The sequence below is a fragment of the Actinophytocola gossypii genome (assembly GCF_025165815.1).
GTDB lineage: Bacteria > Actinomycetota > Actinomycetes > Mycobacteriales > Pseudonocardiaceae > Actinophytocola > Actinophytocola gossypii.
On the sequence record NZ_JAFFZE010000014.1, the window covers coordinates 391,448 to 417,974 of the forward strand.

A 26,527-nucleotide genomic window follows, 5' to 3' on the forward strand; every position below is an offset into this window, starting at 1 on the left:
GCGGACTACTTGCCGGTGATGTCCTTGTACTTCTTCTCCAGGTCGTCCAGGCCACCGATGCCCAGGAACGCCTGCTCCGGGTAGTGGTCGAAGTCGCCCTTGGTGATCCGGTCGAACGCCTCGACGGTCTCCTCGCGGGGCACCGTCGAGCCGGGGATCTGGGTGAACGTCTCGGCCACCAGCATGTTCTGCGACAGGAACCGCTCGATCCGGCGCGCCCGCTGCACGGTCAGCTTGTCCTCCTCGGACAGCTCGTCCATGCCGAGGATGGCGATGATGTCCTGCAGCTCCTTGTACTTCTGCAGGATCCGGATGACCTCGGAGGCCACCGCGTAGTGCTTGTCACCCACGATGGCCGGGTCGAGGATCGTCGAGGTCGACGCCAGCGGGTCCACCGCCGGGAAGATGCCCTTCTGGAACACCGACCGGGAGAGCTCGGTGGTGGCGTCCAGGTGGGCGAACGTCGTCGCCGGGGCCGGGTCGGTGTAGTCGTCCGCCGGCACGTAGATCGCCTGCATCGAGGTGATCGACCGGCCCTTGGTCGAGGTGATCCGCTCCTGCAGCTCACCCATCTCGTCGGCCAGCGTCGGCTGGTAACCCACGGCCGAGGGCATGCGGCCCAGCAGGGTCGACACCTCGGAGCCGGCCTGGGTGAACCGGAAGATGTTGTCGATGAACAGCAGCACGTCCTGGTTCTGCACGTCGCGGAAGTACTCCGCCATCGTCAGCGCGGACAGCGCGACCCGCATACGGGTACCCGGCGGCTCGTCCATCTGGCCGAACACGAGCGCGGTGTCGTTGATGACGCCGTCCTCGCTCATCTCCAGGAACAGGTCGGTGCCCTCACGGGTGCGCTCGCCGACCCCGGCGAACACCGAGGTGCCACCGAAGTTCTTGGCGACGCGGGTGATCATCTCCTTGATGAGCACCGTCTTGCCGACGCCGGCACCGCCGAACAGGCCGATCTTGCCACCGGTCACGTACGGGGTCAGCAGGTCGATGACCTTGAGGCCGGTCTCCAGCATCTGGGTGCGGCCCTCGAGCTGGTCGAACGCCGGCGGCTTGCGGTGGATCTCCCACTTCTCGAAGTCCGACCCGTAGCCGGGCTCGTCGAGGCACTCGCCGAGCGCGTTGTAGACGTGGCCCTTGACCTTGTCGCCGACCGGCACGGAGATCGCGGCGCCGGTGTCGTGCACCTCGGCCCCCCGCACCAGACCGTCCTGCGGCTGCAGGGAGATCGTCCGGACCAGGTTGTCGCCGAGGTGCTGGGCGACCTCGAGGGTCACCGTCTTCTTCAGCTCCTCGAACGCGATGTCCACCTTGAGGGCGTTGAAGAGCTCGGGGACCGAACCGCGGGGGAACTCGACGTCGACCACAGGACCGGTCACCCGCACGATGCGGCCCTTGGCGGCGTTCTCGGTTGTCGTCATCAGTCTTCACTTCCTACCGCGGCCAGTGCGTCCGCACCGCCGACGATTTCGCTGATCTCCTGGGTGATCTGAGCCTGACGGGCCTGGTTGGCCAGGCGGGTGTAGGTCTGCACCAGGTCGCTGGCGTTGTCCGACGCCGACTTCATCGCGTTGCGCTGCGCGGCGAGCTGGGAGGCGGCCGACTCGAGCAGAGCCGCGTAGATCCTGGTGTTGATGTACTTCGGCAGCAGGGCCGAGAGCAGGGTCTCCGCGTTGGGCTCGAACTCGTAGGCCGGCGCGATGGTGTCGCTCGGCTGGGGCTCCTCGCCAACCTCGGTGTACTCGACCTCCAGCGGAGCCATCCGCCGGGCGACCGGCACCTGGGAGAGCATCGACCGGAACTCGGTGTAGACGACGTGCAGCTCGTCCACGCCGAGGATTCCGTCCTCGCCGGGCTGGTCGCCGTCGTCGTCCGCGCCGGAGAGGAACGCCTTCACCAGCGTGTTGCCGGCCTCGGCGGCGTTCTCGTAGCGCGGCACCTGGGAGAACCCGGTCCAGCTGTCGGCGATCTCCCGCCCGCGGAACCGGTAGTAGCCCACGCCCTTGCTACCGATCACGTACAGCACCGGCGTCTTGCCCTGCTCCCGCAGCAGCGACAGCAACTCCTCCGCCGCCCGCAGCACGTTGCTGTTGTACGCACCGGACAGGCCCTTGTCGCTGGTGATGACCAGCACGCCGACCCGCTTGGGGTTCTCCCGCTCGGTCAGCAGCGGGTCGTCCAGGTTGGACGCGGCGCCGGCCAGCGCGGAGAGCACCTTGGTGATCTCCGAGGCGTACGGCCGGGCCGCGGCAACGCGGGCCTGCGCCTTGCTGATGCGCGAGGTGGCGATGAGTTCCATCGCCTTGGTGATCTTGCCGATCGACTTGGTCGCCCGGATCTTGCTCCGGAGCTCGCGAAGTTGTGCTGCCATAACCTATCCGGTCAGCTCGTGGGGGCGGGCTTGTTGACCTTCACGGTCTCCTGCCCGACCTCGTCGGCGTCCATGGCGTCGGCCTCCACCTCGACCAGGGACTTGCCCTCGGAGGTGGTGAAGCCCTTCTTGAACTCGTCCGACGCGGCGGCGACCCGCTCGGCGAGCTCGTCGGACCACTTACCCTTGTCGCGGATCTCGGCGAGGATGCCCTCGTGCCGGTGCCGGACGTTCTCCAGGAACTCCTTGTTGAACCGGGCCACGTCCTCGATCGGCACCTGGTCGAAGTGGCCGTTGGTGCCCAGCCACACGGTCAGCACCTGCTGCTCGACCGGAACCGGCGAGTACTGCGGCTGCTTGAGCACCTCGTACAGCCGGGCTCCTCGGTCGAGCTGCGCGCGCGAGGTCGGGTCGAGGTCGGAGGCGAACGCGGCGAACGCCTTCAGCTCCTCGTACTGCGACAGGTCGATGCGCAGTGAGCCGGAGACCGACTTCATCGCCTTGATCTGCGCGTCACCACCGACCCGGGACACCGACGTGGTCACGTCGACCGCGGGGCGCTGGCCCGAGTTGAACAGGTCGGACTGGAAGAAGCACTGCCCGTCGGTGATCGAGATGACGTTGGTGGGGATGTAGGCCGAGATGTCGTTGGCCTTGGTCTCGATGACCGGCAGACCGGTCAGCGAGCCGGCGCCCAGCTCGTCGTTCAGCTTCGCGCAGCGCTCCAGCAGGCGGGAGTGCAAGTAGAAGACGTCGCCGGGGAACGCCTCGCGACCCGGCGGGCGGCGCAGCAGCAGCGACAGCGCGCGGTAGGCCTCGGCCTGCTTGGTCAGGTCGTCGAAGACGATCAGGACGTGCTTGCCCTGGTACATCCAGTGCTGGCCGATCGCGGAGCCGGTGTAGGGGGCCAGCCACTTGAAGCCGGCCGAGTCCGACGCGGGCGCGGCGACGATCGTGGTGTACTCCAGCGCGCCCTGCTCCTCGAGGGCCTGGCGCACCGTGGCGATCGTGGAGCCCTTCTGGCCGACCGCGACGTAGATGCAGCGGACCTGCTGCTTCGGGTCGCCGGTCTCCCAGTTCGCCCGCTGGTTGATGATCGTGTCGACGCAGACCGCGGTCTTGCCGGTCTTGCGGTCGCCGATGATCAGCTGGCGCTGGCCGCGGCCGATCGGGGTCATCGCGTCGATCGCGGTGATGCCGGTCTGCAGCGGCTCGCCCACCGGCTGGCGCTGCACCACCGAGGCGGCCTGCAGCTCCAGGGCGCGGGTCTCGCTCGACTCGATGTCGCCGAGGCCGTCCAGCGGCTTGCCGAGCGGGTCGACCACGCGGCCGAGGAAGGCGTCGCCGACCGGGACCGAGAGGATCCGGCCGGTCCGCTTGACCTCCTGGCCCTCCTCGATCTGCTCGTAGTTGCCGAGGATGACCACACCGATCTGGCGCGCCTCGAGGTTCTGGGCCACACCGAGGATGCCGCCGGGGAACTCCAGCAGCTCGTTGGCCATCGTCGAGGGCAGGCCCTCGACGTGCGCCACGCCGTCACCGGTGTCGACGACGAGGCCGACCTCCTCCCGGCTGACGTCGGGCGAGTAACTGGACACGTAGTTGTCGATCGCACTGCGAATCTCGTCCGACGAGATCGTCAGCTCCGCCATGTCTAACCCGCTCCTACCGTCTTGTACTTCACTGTCTGGGGCGCCGCTCAGCCGGCGAGGCGGCGACGCAGTTGGTCGAGCCGGCCGATCGCGCTGCCGTCGATGACCTCGTCACCGACCCGGACGACCAGGCCGCCCTGGATGTCGGGGTCGACCTCCACGTGCAGCGCGATGGGCCGCGCGTAGATCCGGTTCAGCGCGGCGGACAGCCGCTCCTGCTGGGCGGCGGACAGCGGACCGGCGGAGACCACGTGGGCCACCGACCGCTCGCGGCGCTTGGCGGCCTCGTCGGCCAGCGCGGCGAGCCCGGCCACCAGCGGCCGGCCCTGCGGGGCGACCACCAGCTGCTCCACCAGTCGAACGGACACGTCCTCCGCCTGGTTCCCGATCAGCGTGCGCACGAGCTGGGCCTTGGCCGACGCGGGCGCGGCCCGGTCGGTGAGCGCCTGCTCGAGCGCGGTGTCGCCGGCCACGATCCGGCCGAACCGGAACAGCTCGTCCTCCACCGCGTCCAGCCGGCCCTCCCGCTCGGCCCGCACCAGCAGCGCGGTCCGGCCGAGGTGGTCGATCCCGTCGACCAGCTCGCGCGGCGTGGACCACCGCTGCCGGACGGTCGCGGCCAGGACCTCGAGAGCCTTGGCGCTGACCTTGCCGGACAGCAGCCCGGTGAGCAGCTGCTCCCGGCGTTCCGGCTCGGCCGAGGAGTCGCCGAGGGCACGGCGCAGGCCGACCTCCGCGTCGAGCAGCCGGACCACGGAGAACAGCTCGTCGCCGAGGTCGTCCGCCGGGGCGGCCGGAGCCTTGGCGGACCGGGCCCGGGCGGACGCGGGCTTGGCGTCCGCACCGCCGAGCACGTCGAGCAGGGTGAGCTCGGCGGCGGCGAGGGCGTCGCGGCTAGCGGCATGGAATGTCATCTGCGGGTCCTAGTTCTTGGCGGGTGCCGAGACCGAGTCGAGCTCGTCGAGGAACCGGTCGACCGTGCCGCTGCGCCGGGCCTCGTCCTCCAGGGACTCGCCGACGATCCGGCTGGCCAGCTCGACCGCGGTCCGGCCGAGGTCGGCCCGCAGCTCGGCGACGATCTGGGATCGCTGCGCCTCCAGCTGCGCCTGCCCCTGGGCCACGATGCGCGCGGCCTCCTCCTGGGCCTGGACGCGGAGCTCCTCCTTGATCTGCTCCGCCTCCAGCCGGGCGTCGTCCCGGATCCGGGCCGACTCGGCACGGGCGTCGGCGAGCTGCGCCTTGTACTCCTGCAGCGCCTTCTCCGCGTCGGCCTGGGCCTGCTCGGCCCGCTTGATGCCGCCCTCGATCTTCTCGGACCGCTCCTTGTACGCGGCTTCGAAGCGCGGCACCGCGAACTTCCAGAGCACGAACAGCAGCAGGCCGAAGGCGACCAACCCGAGGATGATCTCGGAAACGTGCGGCAGAACCGGACTCGGCTCCTCCGCGGCGAGCACGACGGTGTTCAACATGGCGTCTCCCTCGAGGCCGGGGGGATCAGAGGGTGAAGAAGAGCACCAGGCCGATCAGTGCGAGCACCTCGGTCAGCACGAAGGTGGTCCAGGCGATGTTCATCAGCTTGCCCTGGGCCTCCGGCTGGCGCGCGGTGCCGTTGATGACCGCGGCCCAGATGATGCCCACGCCGATGCCCGGACCGATCGCGGCGAGGCCGTAGCCGATGAGCCCAAGGCCGGGGTTGATGTCGGCCGCCTGGGCAAGAAGAACGTTGCTCACTTGAGATTTCCCTTTCAACTCGGTCCGCGAGTTCCCGCGGATCGGGTGTGTGTCCAGATTGGTGTTCGACTAGTGATCCGAGGCCAGCGCCTGCCCGATGTAGTTGGCGGCCAGCAGCGCGAAGATGTAGGCCTGGATCACCTGGATCAGTGCCTCGAGGAACGTCATCGCGATGGCGAAGGCGAACGAGACGAACGAGACCCCGATGTTGAACGCACCGCCCGCCTCGATCAGCAGGTACTCCCCGGCCAGGGTGAACAGGAGCAGGATCAGGTGACCCGCGAACATCGCGGCGAATACTCGGACCGCCAGCGTGATCGGGTTCATGATGAACTTCTGGAAGATCTCGATCGGCACTAGCAGCAGGTAGACCAGCTTGGGTGCACCCGGCGGGAACAACGCGTGCTTGAGGTAACCGACGAAACCGTGGCGGCGGAACCCCACAGTGTGGTAGAGGGGGTACACGATCAGGACCGACAGCGCGAGCGGGAAGCCGATGTGCGACATCGTCGGGAACTGGATGATCGGGATGATCCCGAAGATGTTGTTCACCAGCACGAAGGTGAACAACGAGAGAATAAGCGGCACGAAGGGCATGAAGTCCTTCGAACCGATCTGTTCCCGCGCGATGTTGTTCCGCCCGAAGTCATAAACCGACTCGGCGAAGAACTGGAACTTGCCGGGCACCACCTTCATGCGGCTGGTCGCCGCCAGGAAGAACACCGCGATGATGATGACCGACAAGACGATCAGCACCATAGGCTTGGTAACCCCGGCGAAAATCGGCGGGAGGTTGAAATCACCCGCACCAGGGGGATTGAACTCACCCTGTGCTAGCCACAGCGCCCGCAACTGGGCTCCTTCCGGTTCTCCCGGCCGGCAGACAAACCGCCGGGGGAATCGTCACGATCAGGACTTAACGTACCTCAGCGACCCTGGGCGCCTGACGGCGGCACCCCTGCTCCCGAGAGGTGCCCCGAAGGCGCACGCGCGCACCATATCAGCCGCTCTTCGACTACCCGGACGCGCGTACTACTTACCCCTGGCCAGCGGTGACGCGACCCACATGATCGGCAGCGGACCTACCGGTCGCCGCTGTCGATGATCAAGGTCGGAATCTTGGTCCGGCGGGACGCGACCACGTCCATCGCCGCCCAGACGACCACGACGGCGAGCATGGTGAACGCGAGCGACTCGGTGTGCAGAAAGCCCACGTTGCGCAGCAGCAGCATCACGACCAGCAGGACGAGCATCTTGGCGATGAACCCGCCCAGTGCGGCGGCCATGACCAGCATCGGGTTCATCGCGGCGGTTCTGCGCATCAGCCACAGCGTGGCGAACGACGAGGCGAACGCCACGACGCCGCCGACCAGCGCACCCGACGTCCCCTCGAGCCCCGCCACCAGAGTGCCCACCGTGATCCCGGCCACCACGACCGCGATCGCCGGCCACAGCGCGTGGCGCAGCATGGCGTCGGCGAGCTTGTGCACGGACTCGGCGTGCGTGCGCGGCAGGTCCGCGAGCAGGCCGAGTCCCTCGTTCTCGTTCTTCTTGTCCGTCATCTCGACCTCAGTCTAGGTACGGCCGACACGACCAGGGCGACCAGGAGGGCGAAGCCCATCACCCAGGCCACCGCGAGCACGTCGAACAGGGTGAACGCGACCGTGCCGAACGCCAGCAGGGCGGCCCACAGGTAGATCAGCAGCACCGCGCGGCGCTGCGTGTGCCCGATCTCCAGCAGCCGGTGGTGCAGGTGCATCTTGTCGGCGTGGAACGGGCTCAGTCCCTTGCGGGTGCGCCGCACGACCGCCATCAGCAGGTCCAGCAGCGGCACGAACAGCACAGCGGCCATCACCAGCAGCGGCGAGAGCAGCGCGATCGTCTCGGTGGCCTGCGGGTTGAACACCCGCCCGGAGGCCGAGGTGCTGGCCGCGGCGATCATCAGGCCGATCAGCATCGAACCGGAGTCGCCCATGAAGATCTTCGCCGGCTGGAAGTTGTGCGGCAGGAAGCCGAGACACGCGCCGGCGAGCGTGGCCGAGATCAGCGCGGGCGCGTAGTTGTTCACGTCGCCGCCGGTCTCGTCCAGCAGGTGCAGGGAGAACGCGCAGATCGCGGCCGCGGAGATGAGCCCGATGCCGGCGGCGAGCCCGTCCAGGCCGTCGACGAAGTTCATCGCGTTGACCATGGTGACCACGAGCAGCACGGTCAGCAGCGCGCCCTGGTTCTCGTCGAGGACCAGCTGGGTGCCGCCGCCCCACGGCACCCACATGACGATCCACTGCAGACCGAACAGCACCAGGATGCCCGCGCAGGTGGTCTGCCCGGCGAGCTTGGTCAGCGAGTCCAGCTCGTAGCGGTCGTCGAGCATGCCGATCAGCATGATCACGCCGCCGCCGATCAGCACCGCGGTCGGGTCGAGGGTGAACTCGAACCCGCGGCGCAGCACCGGCAGCTGGTGGGCGAGCAGCATGCCGCCGCACACCCCGAGGTACATGGCGAGGCCGCCGAGCCGAGGGATCGGCACGGTGTGCACGTCGCGCTGGCGCGGGTGGGCCACCGCGCCCCAGCGCAGCGCGAACCGCCGCACCAGCCCGGTGAACAGGAACGTCAGCACGGCGGCGGTGAGGCCGACCAGCACGTACTCCCGGATCGGAAGCCCGGCCGGTTCGAAGCTCTGCGCGAGGTTCACCGGCGCGCTCACCGGGGGTAGGCCGGGTGGGCGGCGGTGAGGCGGCCGACGGCGTCGCGCACGGCGGCGTGCTCGGCGTCACCGGTCGCGGTGCCCGGCTCGGCGCGCACCGCGCGGCCGACCAGGCGGGCGATCTCGGCCATGTCCGGCTCGGTCATCCCCTGGGTGGTGACGCTCGGCGAGCCGATGCGGATGCCGGACGCGGTCGCGGGCGGTGCCGGGTCGAACGGGATCGCGTTCTTGTTCAGCGTGATCCCGGCCGCCTCGCAGCGCCGCTCGGCCTCCGCGCCGGTGATCTCCAGCCCGCGCACGTCGAGCAGTGCGAGGTGGGTGTCGGTGCCGCCGGAGACCGCGCGCATGCCCTCGGCCTCCAGACCCTTGGCCAGCGCGGCCGCGTTCGCCACGACCTGGGTGGCGTACCCGCCGAACTCCGGCGCGGCGGCCTCGCGCAGGGCGACCGCCTTCGCGGCGACCGCGTGCATGAGCGGGCCACCCTGGCCGAACGGGAACACCGCCTTGTCGATGGCTCTGGCGTGCTCGGCGCGGCAGAGGATCATGCCGCCGCGCGGGCCGCGCAGCACCTTGTGCGTGGTCAGCGTGACCACGTCGGCGAACGGCACCGGGGACGGGATGACCCGGCCGGCCACCAGCCCGATGAAGTGCGCGGCGTCGACCATGAGGATCGCGCCCACCTCGTCGGCGATCGACCGGAACGCGGCGAAGTCGATCAGCCGGGGGTAGGCGGTCGCCCCGGCGATGATCATGCGCGGCTCGTGGGCGATGGCCAGCTCGCGGACCTGGTCGTAGTCGATCAGCTCGGTGTCGGCGCGGACGCCGTAGGACACCGCCTGGAACCAGCGGCCGGAGAAGTTGACCAGGGAGCCGTGGGTGAGGTGGCCGCCCTGCTTGAGGTCCATGGCCAGCACGGTGTCACCCGGCTCGCAGAACGCGGCGTAGGCGGCGAGGTTGGCACTGGCCCCGGAGTGCGGCTGCAGGTTCGCGTGCTCGGCGCCGAACAGCGCCTTGGCCCTGGCGACGCCGAGTTCCTCGGCGACGTCGACCTGGGCGCAGCCGCCGTAGTAGCGGTGGCCCGGGTAGCCCTCGGCGTACTTGTTGGACAGCGTCGAGCCGAGTGCGGCCAGTACCGCGGGGCTGGTGAGGTTCTCGCTGGCGATCAGCTGCAGGCCGCCGCGCAGGCGCTCGAGCTCCCCGAGCACGACGTCGGCGATCTCGGGATCCGTGCTGGCCAGGGCGTCGAAGTCCGGGCCCCAGAACGGCGTGTCCACGCGAGTTGCTTCTTCCACGAGGCTGCAGTGGCGTCAGGCTACCGCGCCCCGGCGGGGCTACGGTTTCGTGGTGACCAAGCTGAAGAAGTCCGAGTACCGGGCGGAGTTGGCCCGACTGCAGCTGGAGCTGGTGAAGCTGCAGGACTGGGTGCGGGCGCGCGGACTGCGGGTGGTGGTGCTGTTCGAGGGCCGGGACGCGGCCGGCAAGGGCGGGGTGATCAAGCGGATCGCGGAGCCGCTGAACCCGCGCGTCTGCCGGATCGCGGCGCTGGGCACGCCGACCGAGCGGGAGAAGTCGCAGTGGTACTTCCAGCGGTACGTGGCGCACCTGCCGGCGGCCGGGGAGATCGTGCTGTTCGACCGGTCCTGGTACAACCGCGCCGGGGTCGAGCGGGTGATGGGGTTCTGCACCGACGCGGAGTACCGGGAGTTCCTGGAGTCGGCGCCGGTGTTCGAGCGGCTGCTGATCCGGTCGGGGATCGTGCTGGTGAAGTACTGGTTCTCGGTGTCCGACGAGGAGCAGGAGCGGCGGTTCCAGGACCGGATCGCGGATCGCACGAAGCGCTGGAAGATCTCGCCGATGGACCTGGAGGCCAGGCGGCGCTGGTTCGACTACTCGAAGGCCAAGGACGTGATGTTCGCCCACACGGACGTGGACGACTCCCCGTGGTGGGTGGTCGACGCGGACAGCAAGAAGCGGGCGCGGCTGAACTGCATCAGCCACCTGTTGTCCCGGGTGCCGTACGAGGACGTCGAGCCGTCCACGCTGGAGCTGCCGCCGCGCGGGGAGGCCGACCCTGGCTACGAGCGGCCGCCGCTGGAGTCGCAGCGGTGGATCCCCGAGGTGTACTAGGCGGGCCGGGTGACCTCGGTGCCGATGACCTCCTCGACGGCCGCGACGGGGACCGCGCCCTCGCGCAGGACCACCGGGCTGTCGCCGCTGAGGTCCACGATCGTGGACGGGACCGGCTCGCCGGACGGGCCGCCGTCGAGGTAGACGGCGACCGAGTCGCCGAGCTGGTCCTTGGCCTCGGTGACCGTGGCGGCCGGTGGCTTGCCGGAGGTGTTGGCGCTGGACACGGCCATCGGGCCGACGTCGCGCAGCAGCTCGATCGCCACCGGGTGCAGGGGCATGCGCAGCATCACGGTGCCGTTGCTGTTGCCGAGGTCCCAGGCCAGCGACGGCGCGTGCGGCAGCACGATCGACAGGTCGCCGGGCCAGAACGCCTCGATCAGCTCGCGCGCGGTCCTTGGCACCGACAGCACCAGTCCGTCGATGGTCGTCCACGAGCCGACCAGCACGCCGACCGGCATGTCGGGGCCGCGGTTCTTCGCCGCCAGCAGGGCGCGCACGGCCGACGAGGAGAACGCGTCCGCGCCGATGCCGTAGACCGTGTCGGTCGGGACCACCACCAGGCGACCAGCACGCACCGCGCTCGCCGCGGCGGCCAGGCCGTCGGCCCGGTCCTGCTCCGCGGAGCAGTCGTACACCACACTCACGACAGCCCCTCGCAGGCTCGGTGCTGCCGCTCGCGGCCACCCTGTGCTTGTTGGTTCGCTCCGCAAGCTCCGCTCACGGACGGAACCCTATACGCCCGACTTCGTGATCCGTCCGGCCATCTCGCGCGCGTGCCTTCGCCACGTCTGGCGGCGGAACCGGAACACGATCGCGAACACCAGGCCGGCCCCGACGACCGCGCCGACGACCACCAGGACCGGGTTGCCCATCAGGCCGCCGGCCACCACGGTGATCAGCCCGAGCGCCACCGTGAGCACCGCGAGGCTCACCGCGATGCCCTCCGGCGACCACGTCCACCGGCGGCCCAGCGCCACCTCGCGGAGCAGCTGCTGGGCGCCGCGGTCGAGTTCGTCGTCGCCGACGTCGAGCGAGAGGATCCGTTCGGCGGCCTGCTCGCAGATCAGCAGCTGCTGCTCGCTGGCGATCACCAGGGTGTCGTCCTCGGTCCTGGCCCGGCACTGCTCGGCCACCGAGTACCAGGCGCTGGCCAGGTAGTAGCGCAGCGTCGGGTCGCCCGGCCGGTCGGCGACCAGGTGCTCGAGGTCGGCCACCGCGCCGGCCGCGTGGCCCTCGCCGACCATGACCTGGGTGCGGCCGAGGCGGGCCAGCAGGGCGGCGGCCCCACCACCGGCCAGCGCGCGGCGGTAGTGCTCGTCGGCCTGGTGCCACCGGCCGCGGGCCAGGTGGACATCACCCAGTCCCACCTGATCCAGTGGATCGTCACGCAGTCGGGCCGCGGCGCTGAACTCGTCGTACGCGGTGTCCAGCTGTCCGTCGAGCAGCGCGGATCTCGCCGAAGCGGCGTGCTGGACGGCCTCCGGGACGGTCCCGGGGAGGTCGTTCGGCACCAGTCGCCACTTGACGATCACGTCCTGCCACGCTCGAAGCATTGGATCACCCCGGCCGGCACGTTACTCTCGGTAGACCCGTGTCGGGGGGGTGTCGAGGTGAAGAAGGTGCCGAGCTTCCGGTCGCTGAGCTCGAGGTGGCTCGCGGTGTCCTGCGCCGCGCTCTACCTCGTGGTGAGCGCGGTCGTCGGTGCCGCCCTGCTGTCCACGCCACAGCCGGAGAAAGTGCGGGTCCCGGCCGCGGACGGACCTACGCACATCGCGGACCGGGGTACCGAGAGCACCGTCGGGACGCCGAGGCCGCCGCCGGCCGGTTACCAGCGGGTGACCGGGCCGGAGCGGGTGCGGACCGTCATTCCGGTCGGCTGGCAGGTCGCCAAGGGCGGCGCGCCGGGTGCGATGCGCGCGACCGACCCGGCCGACAGCGGCCGGTTCGTCGGCTACGGCGGCGCGCCCGCGTCGCCGGAGGACATCGCCACGGTGCACGCGGAGAACGAGACGCGGTTCGCCGAGCGCACCGACGACTACCGGCGGATCGAGCTGAACCGGGCGAACTACGCCGGCCACCCCGCGGTCGAGTGGCAGTACGAGCACGACGACGGCAGTGGCCCGCAGCGGGTGCGGGCCCTGTTCTGGCAGGTCGACGGGATCGAGTACTTCATCTACGCGTCCGGCCCTCGGCCCCAGTGGCAGCGCATGCAACCCATCTACGACGAGATGGTGGCCAACTCACGCCCGTGACCGGGCGGTGGCGAAGCGGGGGCGGCCGGCGAGGTCGGGGTGGCCCTGGACGTCGGTGAGGACGCGGCGGGTGGTGAGCAGGTCGAGCACGGCGTCGGCGTGGGACTCGTCGTGCTCCATGGCGAACCGGCCGCCGGGGGCCAGCAGGCGGGCGGCGCAGCGGACCACGTGCGGGATGACCGACAGGCCGTCGGCGCCGGCGAACACGGCCTGGAACGGGTCGTGCTCGCCAACTTCGGGGGGTACGACCGTGCTGACCGGTACGTAGGGCGGGTTGCACACCAGCAGGTCGACCCGTCCGTCCAGGTCCGCGAGCAGCGCGGGGTCGGACACGTCGCCGGCGTGCAGCACGATCGGGCTGTCGCCGGCCTCGGCGCGCCGGTCGGCGTTGTGCCTGGCCCAGGCGAGTGCCCGCTGGTCGAGCTCGACGGCGTGCACGGTCGCGTCCGGCCGGGCGGCGGCGAACGCGAGGGCCAGCGCGCCGGAGCCGGTGCACAGGTCGACGATCAGGGGGTTCGGCACGCCGGTCAGCTCGGCCAGGCCCCACTCCAGCAGCAGTTCGGTCTCCGGCCGGGGGGTGAACACGCCGGGGCCCACCTCGACGGTGACCGGGCCGAGCGCGGCCCAGCCGATCAGGTGCTGCAGCGGGATCCGCTTGGCGCGCCGGGTCACCAGCTGCCCGATCGCCTCCACCACCTGCCGGTCGACCAGCGGCACCAGCATGAGCTTGCCGCGCTCGACGCCGAGTACGTGCGCGGCGATCAGCTCGGCGTCCACGCGCGGCGACGGCACACCGGCGCCGGCGAGGATGCGCTCGGCCTCCATCACGGCCAGCCGGAGGGGCTGTCGATTCACTGGCTCACGATCGCACAGGTGAACGGTTCTCACCCGGTTTGGTGGGCGGCGAGGCGTTCCTCGCGGTCGGCGGCGGCCAGGGCGTCCAGGACGCCGTCCAGCTCGCCGTTCATCACCTGGTCGAGGTTGTAGGCCTTGTAGTTGACCCGGTGGTCGGAGATCCGGTTCTCCGGGAAGTTGTACGTGCGGACCCGCTCCGAGCGGTCGACGGTCCGGACCTGGCTGCGGCGGTTGTCGGCGGCCTGTTTCGCCGCCTCCTCCTCGGCCATCGCCACCAGCCGGGCGCGCAGGACCTGCATGGCGCGGGTTCTGTTCTGCAACTGGCTGCGCTCGTTCTGGCAGGACACCACGATCCCGGTCGGCAGGTGGGTGATCCGTACCGCCGAGTCGGTCGTGTTCACGCTCTGCCCGCCCTTGCCGGAGGACCGGAACACGTCAACCCGCAGGTCCTTCTCGTCGATCTCCACCTCGACGTCCTCGACGTCCGGGTACACCAGCACGCCGGCCGCCGAGGTGTGGATGCGGCCCTGCGACTCGGTGGCCGGCACCCGCTGCACCCGGTGCACGCCGCCCTCGAACTTCAGCCGCGACCACACGCCGTCGGCGGTGGCCGTGCGGCTCTTGATCGCGACCGTGACGTCCTTGTAGCCGCCGAGCTCGGTGTCGGTGCCGTCGAGCACCTCGGCCTGCCAGCCGTGCCGTTCGGCGTAGCGCAGGTACATGCGCAGCAGGTCGCCGGCGAACAGGGCGGACTCGTCGCCGCCCTCCCCCGACTTGATCTCCAGCAGCAGGTCGGAGGCGTCGTGCGGATCGCGGGGCAGGAGCAGCTCGGTGAGCCTGGCCTCCAGCGCGGGGATCCGCTCCGCCAGCGCGGACGCCTCGGCGGCGAACGACTCGTCCTCGCCGGCGAACTCCCGCGCGGTGGCGAGGTCCTCGCGGGCGGACTCCAGCTCGCGCAGCGTCTTCACCGTCGGGGTCAGCTCGGCGTAGCGGCGGCCGAGTTTGCGGGCCCGGTTCTGGTCGCCGTGCACCGACGGATCGGCGAGCGCCTGCTCGAGCTCGTCGTACTCGGCCAGCAGCTCCTTGAGCGATGTCGAGTCCACGGGCGACCTTCTTTCGGGGAACGGGTCGAGACACGAAAACGGCGCCCACCCGGATGTGCGGGTGGGCGCCGTCGCGGAAGCTACTTGTTCTTCTGCCGCTTGCCGTAGCGGGCCTCGAAGCGCGCGACCCGGCCGCCGGTGTCGAGGATCTTCTGCTTGCCCGTGTAGAACGGGTGGCAGTTGGAGCAGACCTCGACGTGGATGCTGCCCGACTGCTTGGTGCTGCGCGTGGTGAACGTGTTCCCGCAGCCGCAGACGACCTCGGTCGTGACGTACTCGGGGTGGATACCGGTCTTCACAGATCTTGCCCTTTCTCGGTGGCCGCCGGGTCCCCTCGCGACGAGGGGTGAACCGGTGCCGGACTCGACCCAACAGTCTGCCAGATGTCCTGGCAGGGGGTTCAACGCTCCCCTACCAGGACGTATTCCGGCGTCCCCGCTGGTCAGTCGTCGTTGACGGTCGGGGTGTTCTTCGCCACCTGCATCAGGAACTCGATGTTGGTGCGGGTCTTGCGCAGCTGGGTGAGCAGCAGGTCGATGGCCTGCTGGGTGTCCAGCGCGTGCAGCACCCGGCGCAGCTTCACGGTGATCGCGAGCTCGTCCGGCGAGAGCAGCAGCTCCTCCTTGCGGGTGCCGGACGCGTCCACGTCCACCGCGGGGAAGGTGCGCTTGTCGGCGATCTTGCGGTCGAGCTTGAGCTCGGCGTTGCCGGTGCCCTTGAACTCCTCGAAGATCACCGTGTCACCGGCGGACCCGGTCTCCACCAGCGCGGTGGCGAAGATGGTCAGCGAGCCGCCGTCCTCGATGTTGCGGGCCGCGCCGAGGAACCGCTTCGGCGGGAACAGCGCGGTCGAGTCGACACCACCGGACAGGATCCGGCCGGACGCGGGCGCGGCCAGGTTGTAGGCGCGGCCGAGGCGGGTGATCGAGTCGAGCAGCACGACCACGTCGTGGCCCATCTCGACGAGGCGCTTGGCCCGCTCGATGGACAGCTCGGCGACGGTGGTGTGGTCACCCGGCGGGCGGTCGAAGGTGGAGGCGATGACCTCGCCCTTCACCGACCGCTGCATGTCGGTGACCTCTTCCGGCCGCTCGTCCACGAGCACGACCATCAGGTAGCACTCGGGGTTGTTGGTGGTGATCGCGTTGGCGATCGACTGCAGCACCGAGGTCTTGCCGGCCTTGGGCGGCGACACGATGAGCGCGCGCTGGCCCTTGCCGACCGGCATCACCAGGTCGATGACGCGGGTGGTGAGCAGGTGCGGCTCGGTCTCCAGGCGCAGCCGCTCGTTCGGGTACAGCGGCGTCAGCTTGGTGAACTCGGGCCGGTTCTTGGCCTGGTCCGGCTCGAACCCGTTGATGGTCTCGACGCGCACCAGCGGGTTGAACTTCTGCCGCTGCTGCTCGCCCTCGCGGGGCTGGCGCACCATGCCGGTGATCGCGTCACCCCGGCGCAGGCCGTACTTGCGGACCAGCGAGAGGGAGACGTAGACGTCGTTGGGGCCGGACAGGTAGCCGGAGGTGCGCACGAACGCGTAGTTGTCGAGCACGTCCAGCACGCCGGCCACCGGCAGCAGGACATCGTCCTCGCGGACCTCGGTGTCGGCACCGCCGCCGCCCTCGCCCCGGCCGCCACCGCGGCGGCGGCGGTCGCGGAACCGACGGCCGCGGCGCCGGCCGCCCTCGTCGTCGTCATCGTCGTCCGGGCCGTTGTCCCGGTTGCGGTTCTGGTTGCGGTCGCGACCCCGGCCGTCGTTGCGGTCGCGGTCCCTGTCCCGGTCGCGGTCCCGGCCCTGCCGGTCGCCCTTGTCGCGGCCGTCCCGGTTGTCGCGGTTGTCGGAGCGGTCGCCCTTGTCGGAGCGGTTCTCCGAGCGGTTCTCGGAACGGTTGTCGCTCCGGTCGTCCCGCTTGTCCGACTTGTCGCCTCGGTCGTCGCCGGAGCGCTGGTCGGTGTCGGGGCTGCCGGCGGCGCGGCCGGAGCCACGGCGCCGGCGGCTGCCGCCCTCGCGGCGCTCGCCGTCCTCGCCCTCGGCGGGCGGGGTGTCGGTCCTGGTCGGCGCGGCGGCTTGGTCGGCCTTCTGCTCCGGCTTGGCCTTCGACGCCCGGCCTTCGGTCTTGGGCTCCGTCTTGGACTCCGCCTTGACCTCGGTCTTCCCTTCGGTCTTCGGCTCGCTCGCGGGCTCGGTCTTGTCCCCCACACCGAGCGGAAGGGTCTCGGCCGGCGCCGGCGATGCCGATTTGGCCGGTGCGGACGAGCCCGCGCTCTGCCGCTCCTTGATCGCGGCGATCAGGTCGCCCTTGCGCATCCCGGTCGTGCCGGTGATGCCCAGCTGGCCGGCGAGTTCCCGCAACTCGGCGAGCACCATGCCCGACAGGCCGGCGCGCCGCTTGGTCGTGCCCCCGTTTGCGCTGGTGCGCGGCGCCTCGGCCGCGTCGGCGACAGTCCCGGACGCGTCCTGCGCGCCGTTGGCTGTTTCGCTGCCCAGCAGATCAGTGTTGCTCACTCATGTCCTTCCTGACCAGGTCCCCGCCTCCACAGGAGGACCCGTGTACCAGCGGACCGCCGTCCGACGAACTCGAGACGGCGTATTCCCCGGTTGATTGACCTCCGTCACGGCCATGGCCACCTGGCGTTTCGCCATTGCGGACGATGATCGTCAACGCGGAGCTGTCTCTCGGCCACCACGGCTTTCGGTATCCGCCAGCGTCGACTCCGACCTCGGAAGGCCGAGCCGGCGTCAGGAACGGATGATGCGACCCGGAAATGATTTCCCCGGGAACGACACCGGGCGCCCGTACGCGCGGTGACTGACGTCCCTGAGGGTAGACCGCCCCGCATCCGGGTGCAACAACCGGGGTGCCGGCGTGGCTGACCGATTCAACGCCCCCTACCTGGAATTTGTTCCGATCCGCTCGGCGCGGACCCCGTGCCGGTCGATCGGCAGGTCGAGCGCGGCGAACCCCCCGGTGTCCACACCGGCCGGCAGCGCCCCGTCCGGCGGCAGCGCGAGCACGGTCGGTCCGGCACCGGAAACCGTTGCGGGAACACCGTTCGCGCGAAGTTCACGCACTACTCGCATGGTGTTCGGCCAGGCCGACTCCCGGTAGTCCTGGTGCAGCCGGTCGGCGGTGGCGGCCAGCAGCAGGTCGGGCCGGGCGGTCAGCGCGTGCACCGCGAGCGCGCACCGGCCGGCGGCGAACGCGGCGTCGGCGTGCGGCACGGTCGCCGGCAGCAGGCCCCTGGTCAGCGAGGTGGCGGAGTGCTCCTCGGGTACCAGGACGACCGGCCGCAGCCCGGCGTGCGGCTCGAGCCGGACGGCACGGTACGTCGAGTCGTCCTCGACCCAGGCCAGGGCGAGCCCGCCGGAGAGACTGGCGGCCACGTTGTCGGCGTGTCCCTCGAACGACGCGGCCAGGTCGAGGGCGTCGGCACGGGTGTCGTCGTCCAGCGGACGGTCGGCGAGCGCGTACCCGGCGGCGATCCCGGCCACGATCGCGGCGGCCGATGACCCGAGCCCACGCGCGTGCGGGATCGCGTTGACGCAGGTCAGCTCCACGCCGGGCAGGTCGAGACCGAGCCGGTCGGCGGCGGCCCGCAGGGCGCGGACGACCAGGTGCTTCTCGTCGACGACGAGGTCGGCGCCCTCACCGGTGACGGTTCCGGTGACCCCGGTGCCGGTGGCCCGCACCTCGACCACGTCGTACCGGGCGAGCGCGAGCCCCAGCGCGTCGAACCCGGACCCGAGGTTGGCGGCCGACGCGGGGACGGTGACCCGGACCGCCCTCACACCAGCTCCAGGGCCGACGCCACCGCCCCCGGCTCGACCGGGACCGGTTCCACGGGGGCCATGGTGGCCAGTGCGGTGTCCGGGTCCTTGAGGCCGTGGCCGGTGACCGTGCAGACCACGGTCGAGCCGGCCGGCAGGCGCCCGTCCGACGCGGTCAGCAGCAGACCGGCCACGCTGGTGGCGGACGCGGGCTCCACGAACACGCCCTCGCGGCTGGCCAGCAGGTGGTAGGCGTCCAGGATCCGCTCGTCGGGGAGCATGTCGATCAGGCCGTTCGAGGCGTCCCTGGCCGCGATCGCGCCGGCCCAGGACGCCGGGTTGCCGACCCGGATCGCGGTGGCGATGGTGTCCGGGTCGCGTACCGGCTCGCCGTGGACCAGCGGCGCGGCGCCCTCGGCCTGGAAGCCGAACAGCCGCGGTGTGGCGTCCACCACTCCGTCGGCGGCGTAGACCGTGTAGCCCTTCCAGTACGCGGTGATGTTGCCCGCGTTGCCGACCGGCAGCAGGTGCACGTCCGGGGCGCGGCCGAGCGCGTCGCAGATCTCCCAGGCGGCGGTCTGCTGGCCGACCAGACGGATCGGGTTGACCGAGTTCACCAGCTCGATCGGGTACTCGGCCGCGGTCTTGCGGGCCAGCTCCAGGCAGTCGTCGAAGTTGCCGTCGATCTGCAGGATCCGGGCGCCGTAGGCGACGGCCTGGGCGAGCTTGCCCAGCGCGATCTTGCCGCGCGGCACCAGCACGGCACAGGTCAGGCCGGCACGGGCGGCGTAGGCGGCGGCGGACGCCGAGGTGTTGCCGGTGGACGCGCAGATGACCCCGGTGGCGCCGGTGGCCAGGGCGTGGGTCATCGCCACGGTCATGCCGCGGTCCTTGAACGAGCCGGTCGGGTTCGCGCCCTCGATCTTGAGGTACACCCGGCACCCGGTCAGCTCGGCCAGGTGTGGCGCCTCGAGCAGGGGCGTGCCGCCCTCCTGCAGGGTGACCACCCTGGCGCCGTCGGGCAGGCTGATCCGGTCGGCGTAGGCCTGGATGATCCCGGGCCAGGCCGGCCGTGTCGTGGAGGCCGCTGTCATTGTTCCTCGCCTTCGACCCGCATCACACTGACCACGTCGTGCACCACCGGCAGGCCGGCGATCTTGTCCACTGTGGAACGCAGGGCCTCGTCCGGGGCCGAGTGCGTCACGATCACCAGGCTCGCGTCGTCGGTGCGGCCCTGCTGGCGCACCGCGGCGATGCTCACGTCGTGCTCGGCGAACACCGACGCCACCGAGGACAGCACGCCCGCGCGGTCGGCCACGTCGAGGCTGATGTGGTAGCGGGTGTCCACCCGGGAGATCGGCCGCACCGGCAGCGCGGCGTAGGAGGACTCCCCCGGCCCGCGCCCGCCGACCACCCGGTTGCGGGCCACCGCGACCAGGTCGCCGAGCACCGCGCTCGCGGTCGGCGCGCCGCCTGCGCCCTGGCCGTAGAACATCAGCGAGCCGGCCGCGTCGGCCTCGACGAACACGGCGTTGAACGCGCCGCCGACGCCGGCGAGCGGGTGGGTGCGCGGGATCATCGCCGGGTGCACGCGCACCGCGACGGCCTCGGCGCCCTCGCTGTCGACCCGTTCGCAGATGGCGAGGAGCTTGATCGTGCGGCCGAGCGCGCGGGCCGCGGCGACGTCGGCCGGAGTGACCGAGGAGATGCCCTCGCGGTACACCTGGGCCGCGGTCACCCTGGTGTGGAAGGCGATCGAGGCGAGGATGGCGGCCTTGGACGCGGCGTCGTAGCCGTCCACGTCGGCCGTCGGGTCGGCCTCCGCGTAGCCGAGCCGGGACGCCTCGTCGAGCGTCTCCGCGTAGCCGGCGCCCGAGGAGTCCATTTCGGACAGGATGTAGTTGGTCGTGCCGTTGACGATCCCCATCACCCGGGTGATCCGGTCACCGGCGAGCGACTCGCGCAGCGGGCGCAGCAGCGGGATCGCGCCCGCCACGGCCGCCTCGAAGTACAGGTCGGCGCCGGAGGACTCGGCGGCGGCGAACAGTTCCGCCGCGTGCTCGGCGAGCAGCGCCTTGTTCGCGGTGACCACGGACTTGCCGGCCCGCAGGGCCTGGACGAGCAGGGCACGGGCCGGCTCGATGCCGCCGATCACCTCGACTACGACGTCCACATCGGACTCGACGAGCGCGGCGGCGTCGGTGGTGATGAGGTGCGCCGGCACGTCCGGGTGCCGGTTCGGCCTGCGGACCGCGACCCCGGTCAGCTCGACGTCGTCGCCGATCCGCGCGGCGAGGTCGCCCGACTGCTCGGTGAGCAGCCGGACCACTTGCCCGCCAACGGTTCCGCAGCCGAGCATGGCCACCTTGACACTCATGAGACCTCCAGCCGGAGCAGGTCGTCCACGGTCTCCCGGCGCAGCAGCAGCCTGGCCTCGCCGTCGCGGACCGCGACCACGGCGGGGCGCGGCAGCCGGTTGTAGCTCGACGCCATGGCGTAGCAGTACGCGCCGGTGGCGGCGACCGCGATCAGGTCGCCCGGCGCGAGGTTCTCCGGCAGCCAGCAGTCCCGCACCACCACGTCGCCGGACTCGCAGTGCTTGCCGACCACCCTGGACAGCACCGGCTCGCCGCCGCGCATGCCCTCGTCGGAGAACCGGGACACCAGGCGGCAGTCGTACTCGGCGTCGTACAGGGCGGTGCGGATGTTGTCGCTCATCCCGCCGTCCACGCTGACGTACCGGCGAGCGGTGCCGTGCCCGAGCGCGACGTCCTTGGTGGTGCCGACCTCGTACAGCGTCACCGTGCCCGGCCCGACGATCGCGCGGCCCGGTTCCACGGCGACCTTGGGCACCGGCAGCTCGTACTGCTCGCACTCCTTGGCCACGATCGTGCGCAGCTGCTCGGCGAGCCAGCCGGGCGGCGGCGGGTCGTCCAGCGCGGTGTAGGCGATGCCGAGCCCACCACCGAGATCCACTGTGGACACATCGGCGAGCGCGTTCGCGCCGTGTTCGTCACGCAGCTCGGCGAGCAGTCCGATGACCCGGTGCGCGGACAGCTCGAAGGCGTTGGCGTCGAAGATCTGCGAGCCGATGTGGCTGTGCAGGCCGACCAGCCGCAGCCCGGGCGAGCCGAGCACCCGGCGTACCGCCTCGGCGGCGTCCCCGCCGGCCAGCGAGAAGCCGAACTTCTGGTCCTCGTGCGCGGTCGCGATGTACTCGTGGGTGTGCGCCTCGACCCCGACCGTGACCCGCACCAGCACCGGCTGCACGACGCCGTGGTCACGGGCGATCCGGTCCAGCCGGGCGATCTCGAAGAACGAGTCGAGCACCACCGCGCCCACCCCGGCGGCCACGCCCTCGGCCAGCTCGGCGGCGGACTTGTTGTTGCCGTGCAACGCGATCCGCTCCGGCGGGAACCCGGCGCGCAGCGCGATCGCCAGTTCACCACCGCTGCACACGTCCAGCGAGAGGCCCTCCTCGGCCACCCACTTGGCGACCTGCACGGACAGGAACGCCTTCGACGCGTAGTGCACGAGCGCCGGGTCGCCGAACGCGCGGGCGTGCTCGGCGCAGCGCGCGCGGAAGTCGGCCTCGTCGACGACGAACAGCGGGGTGCCGTACTCGGCCGCGAGGTCGCGCACGTCGACGCCGGCGATCCGCACCGAGCCGTCGTCGGCGCGCCCGGCGTTGCGTGGCCAGACGGCGGGCAGCAGCTCGTCCAGTTCGTCACTCGTGGACGGTCGCGGGATGGCGGCGTGGCCTGGCGGCAGGACGTCGGCGTGCCGGGGCCCGGCCGGGTGTGCTCTCACTGTTTCCTACATCCGTTCCGGTGCGGTCACGCCCAGCAGGCCGAGACCGTTCGCGAGCAGCTGGCGCGCGGCGGCGCAGAGGGCGAGCCTGGCCGTGGTGAGCGGCGTCGCCTCCTCGTCGCCCTGCGGCAGGATCCGGCAGGCGTCGTAGAACTTGTGGTACGCGCTCGCCAGTTCTTCCAGGTACCGCGCGACGCGGTGCGGTTCACGCAGCGCGGCGGCGGTCGAGACGACCTTCGGGAAGTCGCCGATCGTGCGGATCAGCTCGCCCTCCCGCTGGTGGGTCAGCAGCGACAGGTCCACGTCGGACGCGCTGTCCGGCACCTTGACGCCGAGGTCCTCGGCGTTGCGGGCCAGCGACGCCAGCCGGGCGTGCGCGTACTGCACGTAGAACACCGGGTTGTCGTTGCTGCGCCTGCTCCACAGGTCCAGGTCGATGTCCAGGGTGGCGTCCACCGACGACCGGATCAGCGCGTACCGCGCCGCGTCCACGCCGACCGCGTCGACCAGGTCGTCCATCGTCACGACGGTGCCGGCGCGCTTGCTCATCCGCACCGGCTTGCCGTCGGACACCAGGTTCACCAGCTGGCCGATGAGCACCTCGACGGTGGCCGGGTCGTCGTCCAGCGCGGCGGCCGCGGCCTTGAGCCGGGCGATGTAGCCGTGGTGGTCCGCGCCGAGCATGTAGATGCACAGGTCGAACCCGCGGCGCCGCTTGTCCCGGAAGTAGGCGATGTCGCCGGCGATGTAGGCCGGGGCGCCGTCGGACTTGACGACCACCCGGTCCTTGTCGTCGCCGTACTCCTTGGACCGCAGCCACCACGCGCCGTCGGCCTCGTACAGGTGGCCGTGCTCCTTGAGCGCCTCGACGACCTCGGTGACCTGGCCGGAGCTGTGCAGGGAGTCCTCGTGGAAGTAGACGTCGAAGTCGGTGCCGAACTCGTGCAGGCTCCGCTTGATCTCGTCGAACATCAGCCCGACGCCGATCCGGCGGAACGTCTCCCGGCACTCGGCGTCCGGCAGCGCCAGCGCGTTCGGCTCGGCGCGCAGCACCGCGGCGGCGACGTCGGACAGGTAGGCGCCCGCGTAGCCGTCCTCGGGCGGTGGCTCGCCCTTGGCGGAGGCGATCAGCGAGCGGACGAACCGGTCGATCTGCGCACCGGCGTCGTTGAAGTAGTACTCGCGGACCACCTCGCCGCCCTGCGCGGACAGCACCCGGCCCAGCGCGTCGCCGGCCGCGGCCCAGCGGGTACCGCCGAGGTGCAGCGGTCCGGTGGGGTTGGCGGAGACGAACTCCAGGTTGATCCTCGTGCCGGTGAGCGCGTCGCCCCGGCCGTAGTCCGCGCCGGCGGCGAGCACCTGCCGGACGATCTCGCCCTGCGCGTCCGCCGCGAGCCGGAGGTTGATGAACCCTGGCCCGGCGATCTCGGCCGAGGCCACCCCGTCGCGTCCGGCGATGCCCTCGGCGAGCCAGCCGGCCAGGTCACGCGGCGGCACGCCGAGCTTCTTGGCCACCTGCAGCGCGAGGTTCGTCGCGTAGTCCCCGTGCTCCGGGTTGCGCGGACGCTCGATCACCACGGTCGGCGGCAGCGCGGCGTGATCGAGGTCTCGGCTGGTCAGCACGTCCACGGCGACGGCGCGGACGAGGTCGGCAAGAGCGGCGGGAGTCACCTGCGGAAGTCTAGGTAGCCTTGCCCGGGGGGCCAGGACCGGGAGGACGATCGCCATCAACATGCCACGCACACTCGCCACCCTGGCCGCCGGGCTCGTCCTGTTGGCCGGCTGCGGCACGGACGACGGCGGAAACGCCGAGGGCGAGGAGGGCGCGGAGACGTCCGCGCCGCCGGCCGGGCCGTACGCGCCGAACGAGGACGACCAGGACCCGTCCGAGCGCATCGAGGGCGTGGAGACCGTCGACTACCCGGGCGGCATGCACGCCGACCCCGGCCAGCGGGTGGCCTACGACCGGCACCCGCCGCTCGGCGGCGCGCACGACGAGGTCTGGGCCAGCTGCAACGGCGTGGTGTACGACCGCGCGGTACGCACCGAGCACATGGTGCACGCGCTCGAGCACGGCGCGGTGTGGATCGCCTACGACCCGGAGGTGCTCGACGAGGCCGAAGTGACCGCGCTGGCCGAGCGGGTCGACGGCCAGCCGTACCTGCTGATGTCGCCCTACCCGGAGATGGACACCCCGGTCTCGCTGCAGTCCTGGGGCCACCAGCTCAAGCTGGAGCGCGCCGACGACGAGCGCGTCGACCAGTTCATCCAGGCCCTGCGCGCGAACCCGTACACCACCCCGGAGCCCGGCGCGCCGTGCGACATCGACCCGCGCGCGTTCGACCCGACCGACCCGCCGCCGTTCGACCCGAGCGAGCCAGGCCCGGACGCGATGCCCGTGACGGGCGACTGAACCCGGCCGTTGACGCCGAGCCCACACCGGGTCCTTACACTAAGTCGCTGCAGCGCGTTCACCTGTACGAGACGAGGTCCGAGACCGGCATGGCGAGCGGGACGAAGAACAAGGGCAAGCCCAAGGGCAAGGGCGGGGCCAAGAGCGGGCGCGGCTCGTCGGTGTCGCGGCCGCGCAGGCCCAAGCCGTGGGGCACGATCGGCGCGGTCGTGCTGGTCGTGGCGCTCGCCGCCGGCGTGTTCACCTACGCGTTCATGCAGATCGACGAGCAGGAACAGTGGGTGGCGTCCGAGGAGAACCAGGACCCGTCCGACGACATCGAGGGCGTCACCAAGGTCGAGTACGACGGCGCCCAGCACGTCAGCGGTGACCAGCGGGTCGCCTACGACCAGAGCCCGCCGTTCGGCGGCCCGCACGACCAGGTCTGGGCCAACTGCAACGGCACCGTCTACGACACGGCCGTGCGCAACGAGAACATGGTGCACGGGCTCGAGCACGGCTCGATCTGGATCGCCTACAACCCCGACGAGGTCAAGGGCGCAGCGCTGGACACGCTCAAGGCCAAGGTCGAGGGCCAGCCGCACATGATGATGTCGCCCTACCCCGGTCTCGACCGGCCGATCTCGCTGCAGTCCTGGGGCCACCAGCTCAAGCTGGACAGCGCCGACGACGAGCGCGTCGACCAGTTCATCAGGGCGCTGCGCCAGAACCAGTACCAGCACCCGGAGCCGGGTGGCCGCTGTGACTCCGACGGCACCGGCTTCGACCCGCTGAACCCGCCGCCGTTCGTGGCCGAGCCGCCGGGCGAGGGCGCCGTGCAGATGGACGGCACGGGCGCGATCGAGGCCACCGACGAGGGTATGACGCCGCCCGCGCCGACCGGCGCGTCCGAGCCGCCGGCCACCGATGGTTCGCAGCCGACCGGCGCCTCGACCGGGGCACCGCCCAGCCAGTAGTGAGCGGAGCGACGGAGCGTCCCCGAGCACGCGACGAGGGAAGGCGGCGGGTAGCGGAGGAGCGCAGCGAACCATGACACAGCGCGAGCAGGAGGACGCCCGGCCCAGCCGGTCGAGCCGGGTCGTGGTGATCGTCGCCGCCATGGTGGCCGTGCTGCTGGTCGGCGCGGCCGGCGGCATGCTGCTGACGCTCTCGCAGGTGGACAGCGCGACCCCGCCCGGGCCGGAATCGGTGGACGTGGGTTTCGCGCAGGACATGCGGGTGCACCACCTGCAGGCGGTGACCATGGCCGGGATCGCGCGGGACAACAGCGACGACGGCGTGATCCGGGGGCTGGCCTTCGACATCGAGTCGACCCAGCTCGCGCAGGCGGGTCAGATGTCGGGCTGGCTGACGGTCTGGGGCCGTTCGACGCTGCCGCCGCCGGGTGCCGGGCACATGGGTTGGATGTCCGAGGGCGGCACGCACATGCACTCGGACGGCTCGGGCGGCGAGACCACCGAGGCGGTCCAGCGGATGCCCGGGATGGCCACCACCGAGGAGCTGAACGCCCTGCGCGAGGCCACCGGTCGCAAGCTGGACGTGATGTTCCTGCAGCTGATGCTGCGCCACCACCAGGGCGGGCTGGAGATGGCCGCGTACGGGGCCGTGCACGCCAGCACGGGTTACGTGCGGAACCTGGCGAAGAAGATCGTGGAGAGCCAGCAGGCCGAGGCGGACCTGATGGCGGCGTACCTGGCCAGGCGGGGCGCCGAGCCACTGCCGGTACCGTAG

General features: G+C 71.1%; 26 protein-coding genes. 5 read left to right on the forward strand and 21 right to left on the reverse strand.

Annotated elements, in window-relative coordinates; genetic code table 11:
* Nucleotides 1–5: 5 nt before the first annotated feature.
* The 10 genes from atpD to glyA form a co-directional block, all read right to left on the reverse strand.
* The gene (atpD, locus tag JT362_RS18395) at nt 6–1,430 is read right to left on the reverse strand and encodes a F0F1 ATP synthase subunit beta (protein WP_260192515.1); all 1,425 of its coding nucleotides are present in this window, start codon (nt 1,428–1,430) and stop codon (nt 6–8) included.
* Nucleotides 1,430–2,380, reverse strand: a complete 951-nt coding sequence (locus JT362_RS18400) for a F0F1 ATP synthase subunit gamma (RefSeq protein WP_260192517.1) — start codon at nt 2,378–2,380, stop codon at nt 1,430–1,432. Before JT362_RS18400 ends, atpD begins: the two co-directional genes overlap by 1 nt.
* A gap of 11 nt (nt 2,381–2,391) precedes the next feature.
* Nucleotides 2,392–4,032, reverse strand: a complete 1,641-nt coding sequence (gene atpA / locus JT362_RS18405) for a F0F1 ATP synthase subunit alpha (RefSeq protein WP_260192518.1) — start codon at nt 4,030–4,032, stop codon at nt 2,392–2,394.
* 47 nt (nt 4,033–4,079) lie between these two features.
* The gene (locus JT362_RS18410) at nt 4,080–4,946 is read right to left on the reverse strand and encodes a F0F1 ATP synthase subunit delta (RefSeq protein ID WP_260192519.1); all 867 of its coding nucleotides are present in this window, start codon (nt 4,944–4,946) and stop codon (nt 4,080–4,082) included.
* Between the two features lie 9 nt (nt 4,947–4,955).
* On the reverse strand, nt 4,956–5,501 hold the full coding sequence (locus JT362_RS18415; RefSeq protein ID WP_260192520.1) for a F0F1 ATP synthase subunit B: 546 nt from the start codon (nt 5,499–5,501) through the stop codon (nt 4,956–4,958).
* A gap of 25 nt (nt 5,502–5,526) precedes the next feature.
* Nucleotides 5,527–5,763 (reverse strand): ATP synthase subunit C-like protein, encoded by a 237-nt coding sequence (locus JT362_RS18420; protein ID WP_260192521.1) that lies wholly within the window; start codon nt 5,761–5,763, stop codon nt 5,527–5,529.
* Nucleotides 5,764–5,832: 69 nt separating this feature from the next.
* Nucleotides 5,833–6,615 (reverse strand): F0F1 ATP synthase subunit A, encoded by a 783-nt coding sequence (atpB, locus tag JT362_RS18425; RefSeq protein WP_260192522.1) that lies wholly within the window; start codon nt 6,613–6,615, stop codon nt 5,833–5,835.
* Between the two features lie 230 nt (nt 6,616–6,845).
* Entirely contained in the window at nt 6,846–7,325 is a 480-nt protein-coding gene (locus tag JT362_RS18430) for a Cg1360 family ATP-synthase-associated protein (protein ID WP_260192523.1), read from the reverse strand.
* Nucleotides 7,322–8,467: a glycosyltransferase family 4 protein gene (locus JT362_RS18435; RefSeq protein WP_260192524.1), complete on the reverse strand. Its 1,146-nt coding sequence runs from the start codon at nt 8,465–8,467 to the stop codon at nt 7,322–7,324. The genes JT362_RS18430 and JT362_RS18435 overlap by 4 nt, the downstream gene beginning before the upstream one ends.
* Nucleotides 8,464–9,741: a serine hydroxymethyltransferase gene (glyA, locus tag JT362_RS18440; protein ID WP_260192525.1), complete on the reverse strand. Its 1,278-nt coding sequence runs from the start codon at nt 9,739–9,741 to the stop codon at nt 8,464–8,466. Before glyA ends, JT362_RS18435 begins: the two co-directional genes overlap by 4 nt.
* 70 nt (nt 9,742–9,811) lie before the next feature.
* Between glyA and ppk2 the strand changes: the two genes are divergently transcribed.
* Nucleotides 9,812–10,594, forward strand: a complete 783-nt coding sequence (gene ppk2, locus JT362_RS18445; protein ID WP_260192526.1) for a polyphosphate kinase 2 — start codon at nt 9,812–9,814, stop codon at nt 10,592–10,594.
* On the opposite strand, the gene JT362_RS18450 is transcribed toward ppk2, so the two are convergent.
* Together JT362_RS18450 and JT362_RS18455 are read right to left on the reverse strand one after the other, a co-directional pair.
* The gene (locus JT362_RS18450) at nt 10,591–11,241 is read right to left on the reverse strand and encodes an L-threonylcarbamoyladenylate synthase (protein ID WP_260192527.1); all 651 of its coding nucleotides are present in this window, start codon (nt 11,239–11,241) and stop codon (nt 10,591–10,593) included. The two genes, ppk2 and JT362_RS18450, sit on opposite strands and share 4 nt — an antisense overlap.
* An 87-nt stretch (nt 11,242–11,328) precedes the next feature.
* Nucleotides 11,329–12,150, reverse strand: a complete 822-nt coding sequence (locus JT362_RS18455; RefSeq protein WP_260192528.1) for a hypothetical protein — start codon at nt 12,148–12,150, stop codon at nt 11,329–11,331.
* Between the two features lie 57 nt (nt 12,151–12,207).
* Between JT362_RS18455 and JT362_RS18460 the strand changes: the two genes are divergently transcribed.
* Nucleotides 12,208–12,849, forward strand: coding sequence for a serine/threonine kinase C-terminal domain-containing protein (locus tag JT362_RS18460; protein ID WP_260192530.1), 642 nt, complete (start codon nt 12,208–12,210; stop codon nt 12,847–12,849).
* Here the strand turns inward: JT362_RS18460 and prmC are convergent.
* The 9 genes from prmC to argS form a co-directional block, all read right to left on the reverse strand.
* Nucleotides 12,838–13,704: a peptide chain release factor N(5)-glutamine methyltransferase gene (gene prmC / locus JT362_RS18465; RefSeq protein WP_260192531.1), complete on the reverse strand. Its 867-nt coding sequence runs from the start codon at nt 13,702–13,704 to the stop codon at nt 12,838–12,840. The two genes, JT362_RS18460 and prmC, sit on opposite strands and share 12 nt — an antisense overlap.
* A gap of 29 nt (nt 13,705–13,733) precedes the next feature.
* The gene (gene prfA, locus JT362_RS18470) at nt 13,734–14,807 is read right to left on the reverse strand and encodes a peptide chain release factor 1 (RefSeq protein ID WP_260192532.1); all 1,074 of its coding nucleotides are present in this window, start codon (nt 14,805–14,807) and stop codon (nt 13,734–13,736) included.
* Nucleotides 14,808–14,887: 80 nt separating this feature from the next.
* Nucleotides 14,888–15,106 carry a 50S ribosomal protein L31 gene (gene rpmE / locus JT362_RS18475; protein ID WP_260192534.1) on the reverse strand — a complete coding sequence of 73 codons (219 nt, stop codon included), beginning with the start codon at nt 15,104–15,106 and terminating at the stop codon, nt 14,888–14,890.
* Between the two features lie 143 nt (nt 15,107–15,249).
* Nucleotides 15,250–17,310, reverse strand: coding sequence for a transcription termination factor Rho (gene rho / locus JT362_RS18480; RefSeq protein ID WP_260192535.1), 2,061 nt, complete (start codon nt 17,308–17,310; stop codon nt 15,250–15,252).
* Between the two features lie 384 nt (nt 17,311–17,694).
* On the reverse strand, nt 17,695–18,594 hold the full coding sequence (thrB, locus tag JT362_RS18485) for a homoserine kinase (protein WP_260192536.1): 900 nt from the start codon (nt 18,592–18,594) through the stop codon (nt 17,695–17,697).
* Nucleotides 18,591–19,667, reverse strand: a complete 1,077-nt coding sequence (gene thrC / locus JT362_RS18490) for a threonine synthase (RefSeq protein ID WP_260192537.1) — start codon at nt 19,665–19,667, stop codon at nt 18,591–18,593. The genes thrB and thrC overlap by 4 nt, the downstream gene beginning before the upstream one ends.
* The gene (locus JT362_RS18495) at nt 19,664–20,950 is read right to left on the reverse strand and encodes a homoserine dehydrogenase (RefSeq protein ID WP_260192538.1); all 1,287 of its coding nucleotides are present in this window, start codon (nt 20,948–20,950) and stop codon (nt 19,664–19,666) included. The genes thrC and JT362_RS18495 overlap by 4 nt, the downstream gene beginning before the upstream one ends.
* Nucleotides 20,947–22,383 (reverse strand): diaminopimelate decarboxylase, encoded by a 1,437-nt coding sequence (gene lysA, locus JT362_RS18500; RefSeq protein WP_260192539.1) that lies wholly within the window; start codon nt 22,381–22,383, stop codon nt 20,947–20,949. The genes JT362_RS18495 and lysA overlap by 4 nt, the downstream gene beginning before the upstream one ends.
* Before the next feature lie 6 nt (nt 22,384–22,389).
* Nucleotides 22,390–24,054, reverse strand: a complete 1,665-nt coding sequence (gene argS, locus JT362_RS18505; RefSeq protein WP_260192540.1) for an arginine--tRNA ligase — start codon at nt 24,052–24,054, stop codon at nt 22,390–22,392.
* A gap of 61 nt (nt 24,055–24,115) precedes the next feature.
* Between argS and JT362_RS18510 the strand changes: the two genes are divergently transcribed.
* The 3 genes from JT362_RS18510 (at nt 24,116) to JT362_RS18520 (ending at nt 26,527) form a co-directional block, all read left to right on the forward strand.
* Entirely contained in the window at nt 24,116–24,796 is a 681-nt protein-coding gene (locus tag JT362_RS18510) for a thioredoxin-like domain-containing protein (protein ID WP_260192541.1), read from the forward strand.
* 89 nt (nt 24,797–24,885) lie between these two features.
* Nucleotides 24,886–25,752 (forward strand): thioredoxin-like domain-containing protein, encoded by an 867-nt coding sequence (locus JT362_RS18515; RefSeq protein WP_260192542.1) that lies wholly within the window; start codon nt 24,886–24,888, stop codon nt 25,750–25,752.
* Nucleotides 25,753–25,825: 73 nt separating this feature from the next.
* Nucleotides 25,826–26,527, forward strand: coding sequence for a DUF305 domain-containing protein (locus JT362_RS18520; protein ID WP_260192544.1), 702 nt, complete (start codon nt 25,826–25,828; stop codon nt 26,525–26,527).

Coding starts and splice junctions, on each gene's coding strand:
- atpD (WP_260192515.1), bottom strand. CDS start 1,430: ATGACGACAACCGAGAACGCCGCCAAGGGCCGCATCGTGCGGGTGACC.
- JT362_RS18510 (WP_260192541.1), top strand. CDS start 24,116: ATGCCACGCACACTCGCCACCCTGGCCGCCGGGCTCGTCCTGTTGGCC.
- JT362_RS18410 (WP_260192519.1), bottom strand. CDS start 4,946: ATGACATTCCATGCCGCTAGCCGCGACGCCCTCGCCGCCGCCGAGCTC.
- JT362_RS18455 (WP_260192528.1), bottom strand. CDS start 12,150: ATGCTTCGAGCGTGGCAGGACGTGATCGTCAAGTGGCGACTGGTGCCG.
- JT362_RS18415 (WP_260192520.1), bottom strand. CDS start 5,501: ATGTTGAACACCGTCGTGCTCGCCGCGGAGGAGCCGAGTCCGGTTCTG.
- JT362_RS18520 (WP_260192544.1), top strand. CDS start 25,826: ATGACACAGCGCGAGCAGGAGGACGCCCGGCCCAGCCGGTCGAGCCGG.
- atpA (WP_260192518.1), bottom strand. CDS start 4,032: ATGGCGGAGCTGACGATCTCGTCGGACGAGATTCGCAGTGCGATCGAC.
- JT362_RS18515 (WP_260192542.1), top strand. CDS start 24,886: ATGGCGAGCGGGACGAAGAACAAGGGCAAGCCCAAGGGCAAGGGCGGG.
- thrC (WP_260192537.1), bottom strand. CDS start 19,667: ATGACAGCGGCCTCCACGACACGGCCGGCCTGGCCCGGGATCATCCAG.
- JT362_RS18495 (WP_260192538.1), bottom strand. CDS start 20,950: ATGAGTGTCAAGGTGGCCATGCTCGGCTGCGGAACCGTTGGCGGGCAA.
- JT362_RS18400 (WP_260192517.1), bottom strand. CDS start 2,380: ATGGCAGCACAACTTCGCGAGCTCCGGAGCAAGATCCGGGCGACCAAG.
- JT362_RS18430 (WP_260192523.1), bottom strand. CDS start 7,325: ATGACGGACAAGAAGAACGAGAACGAGGGACTCGGCCTGCTCGCGGAC.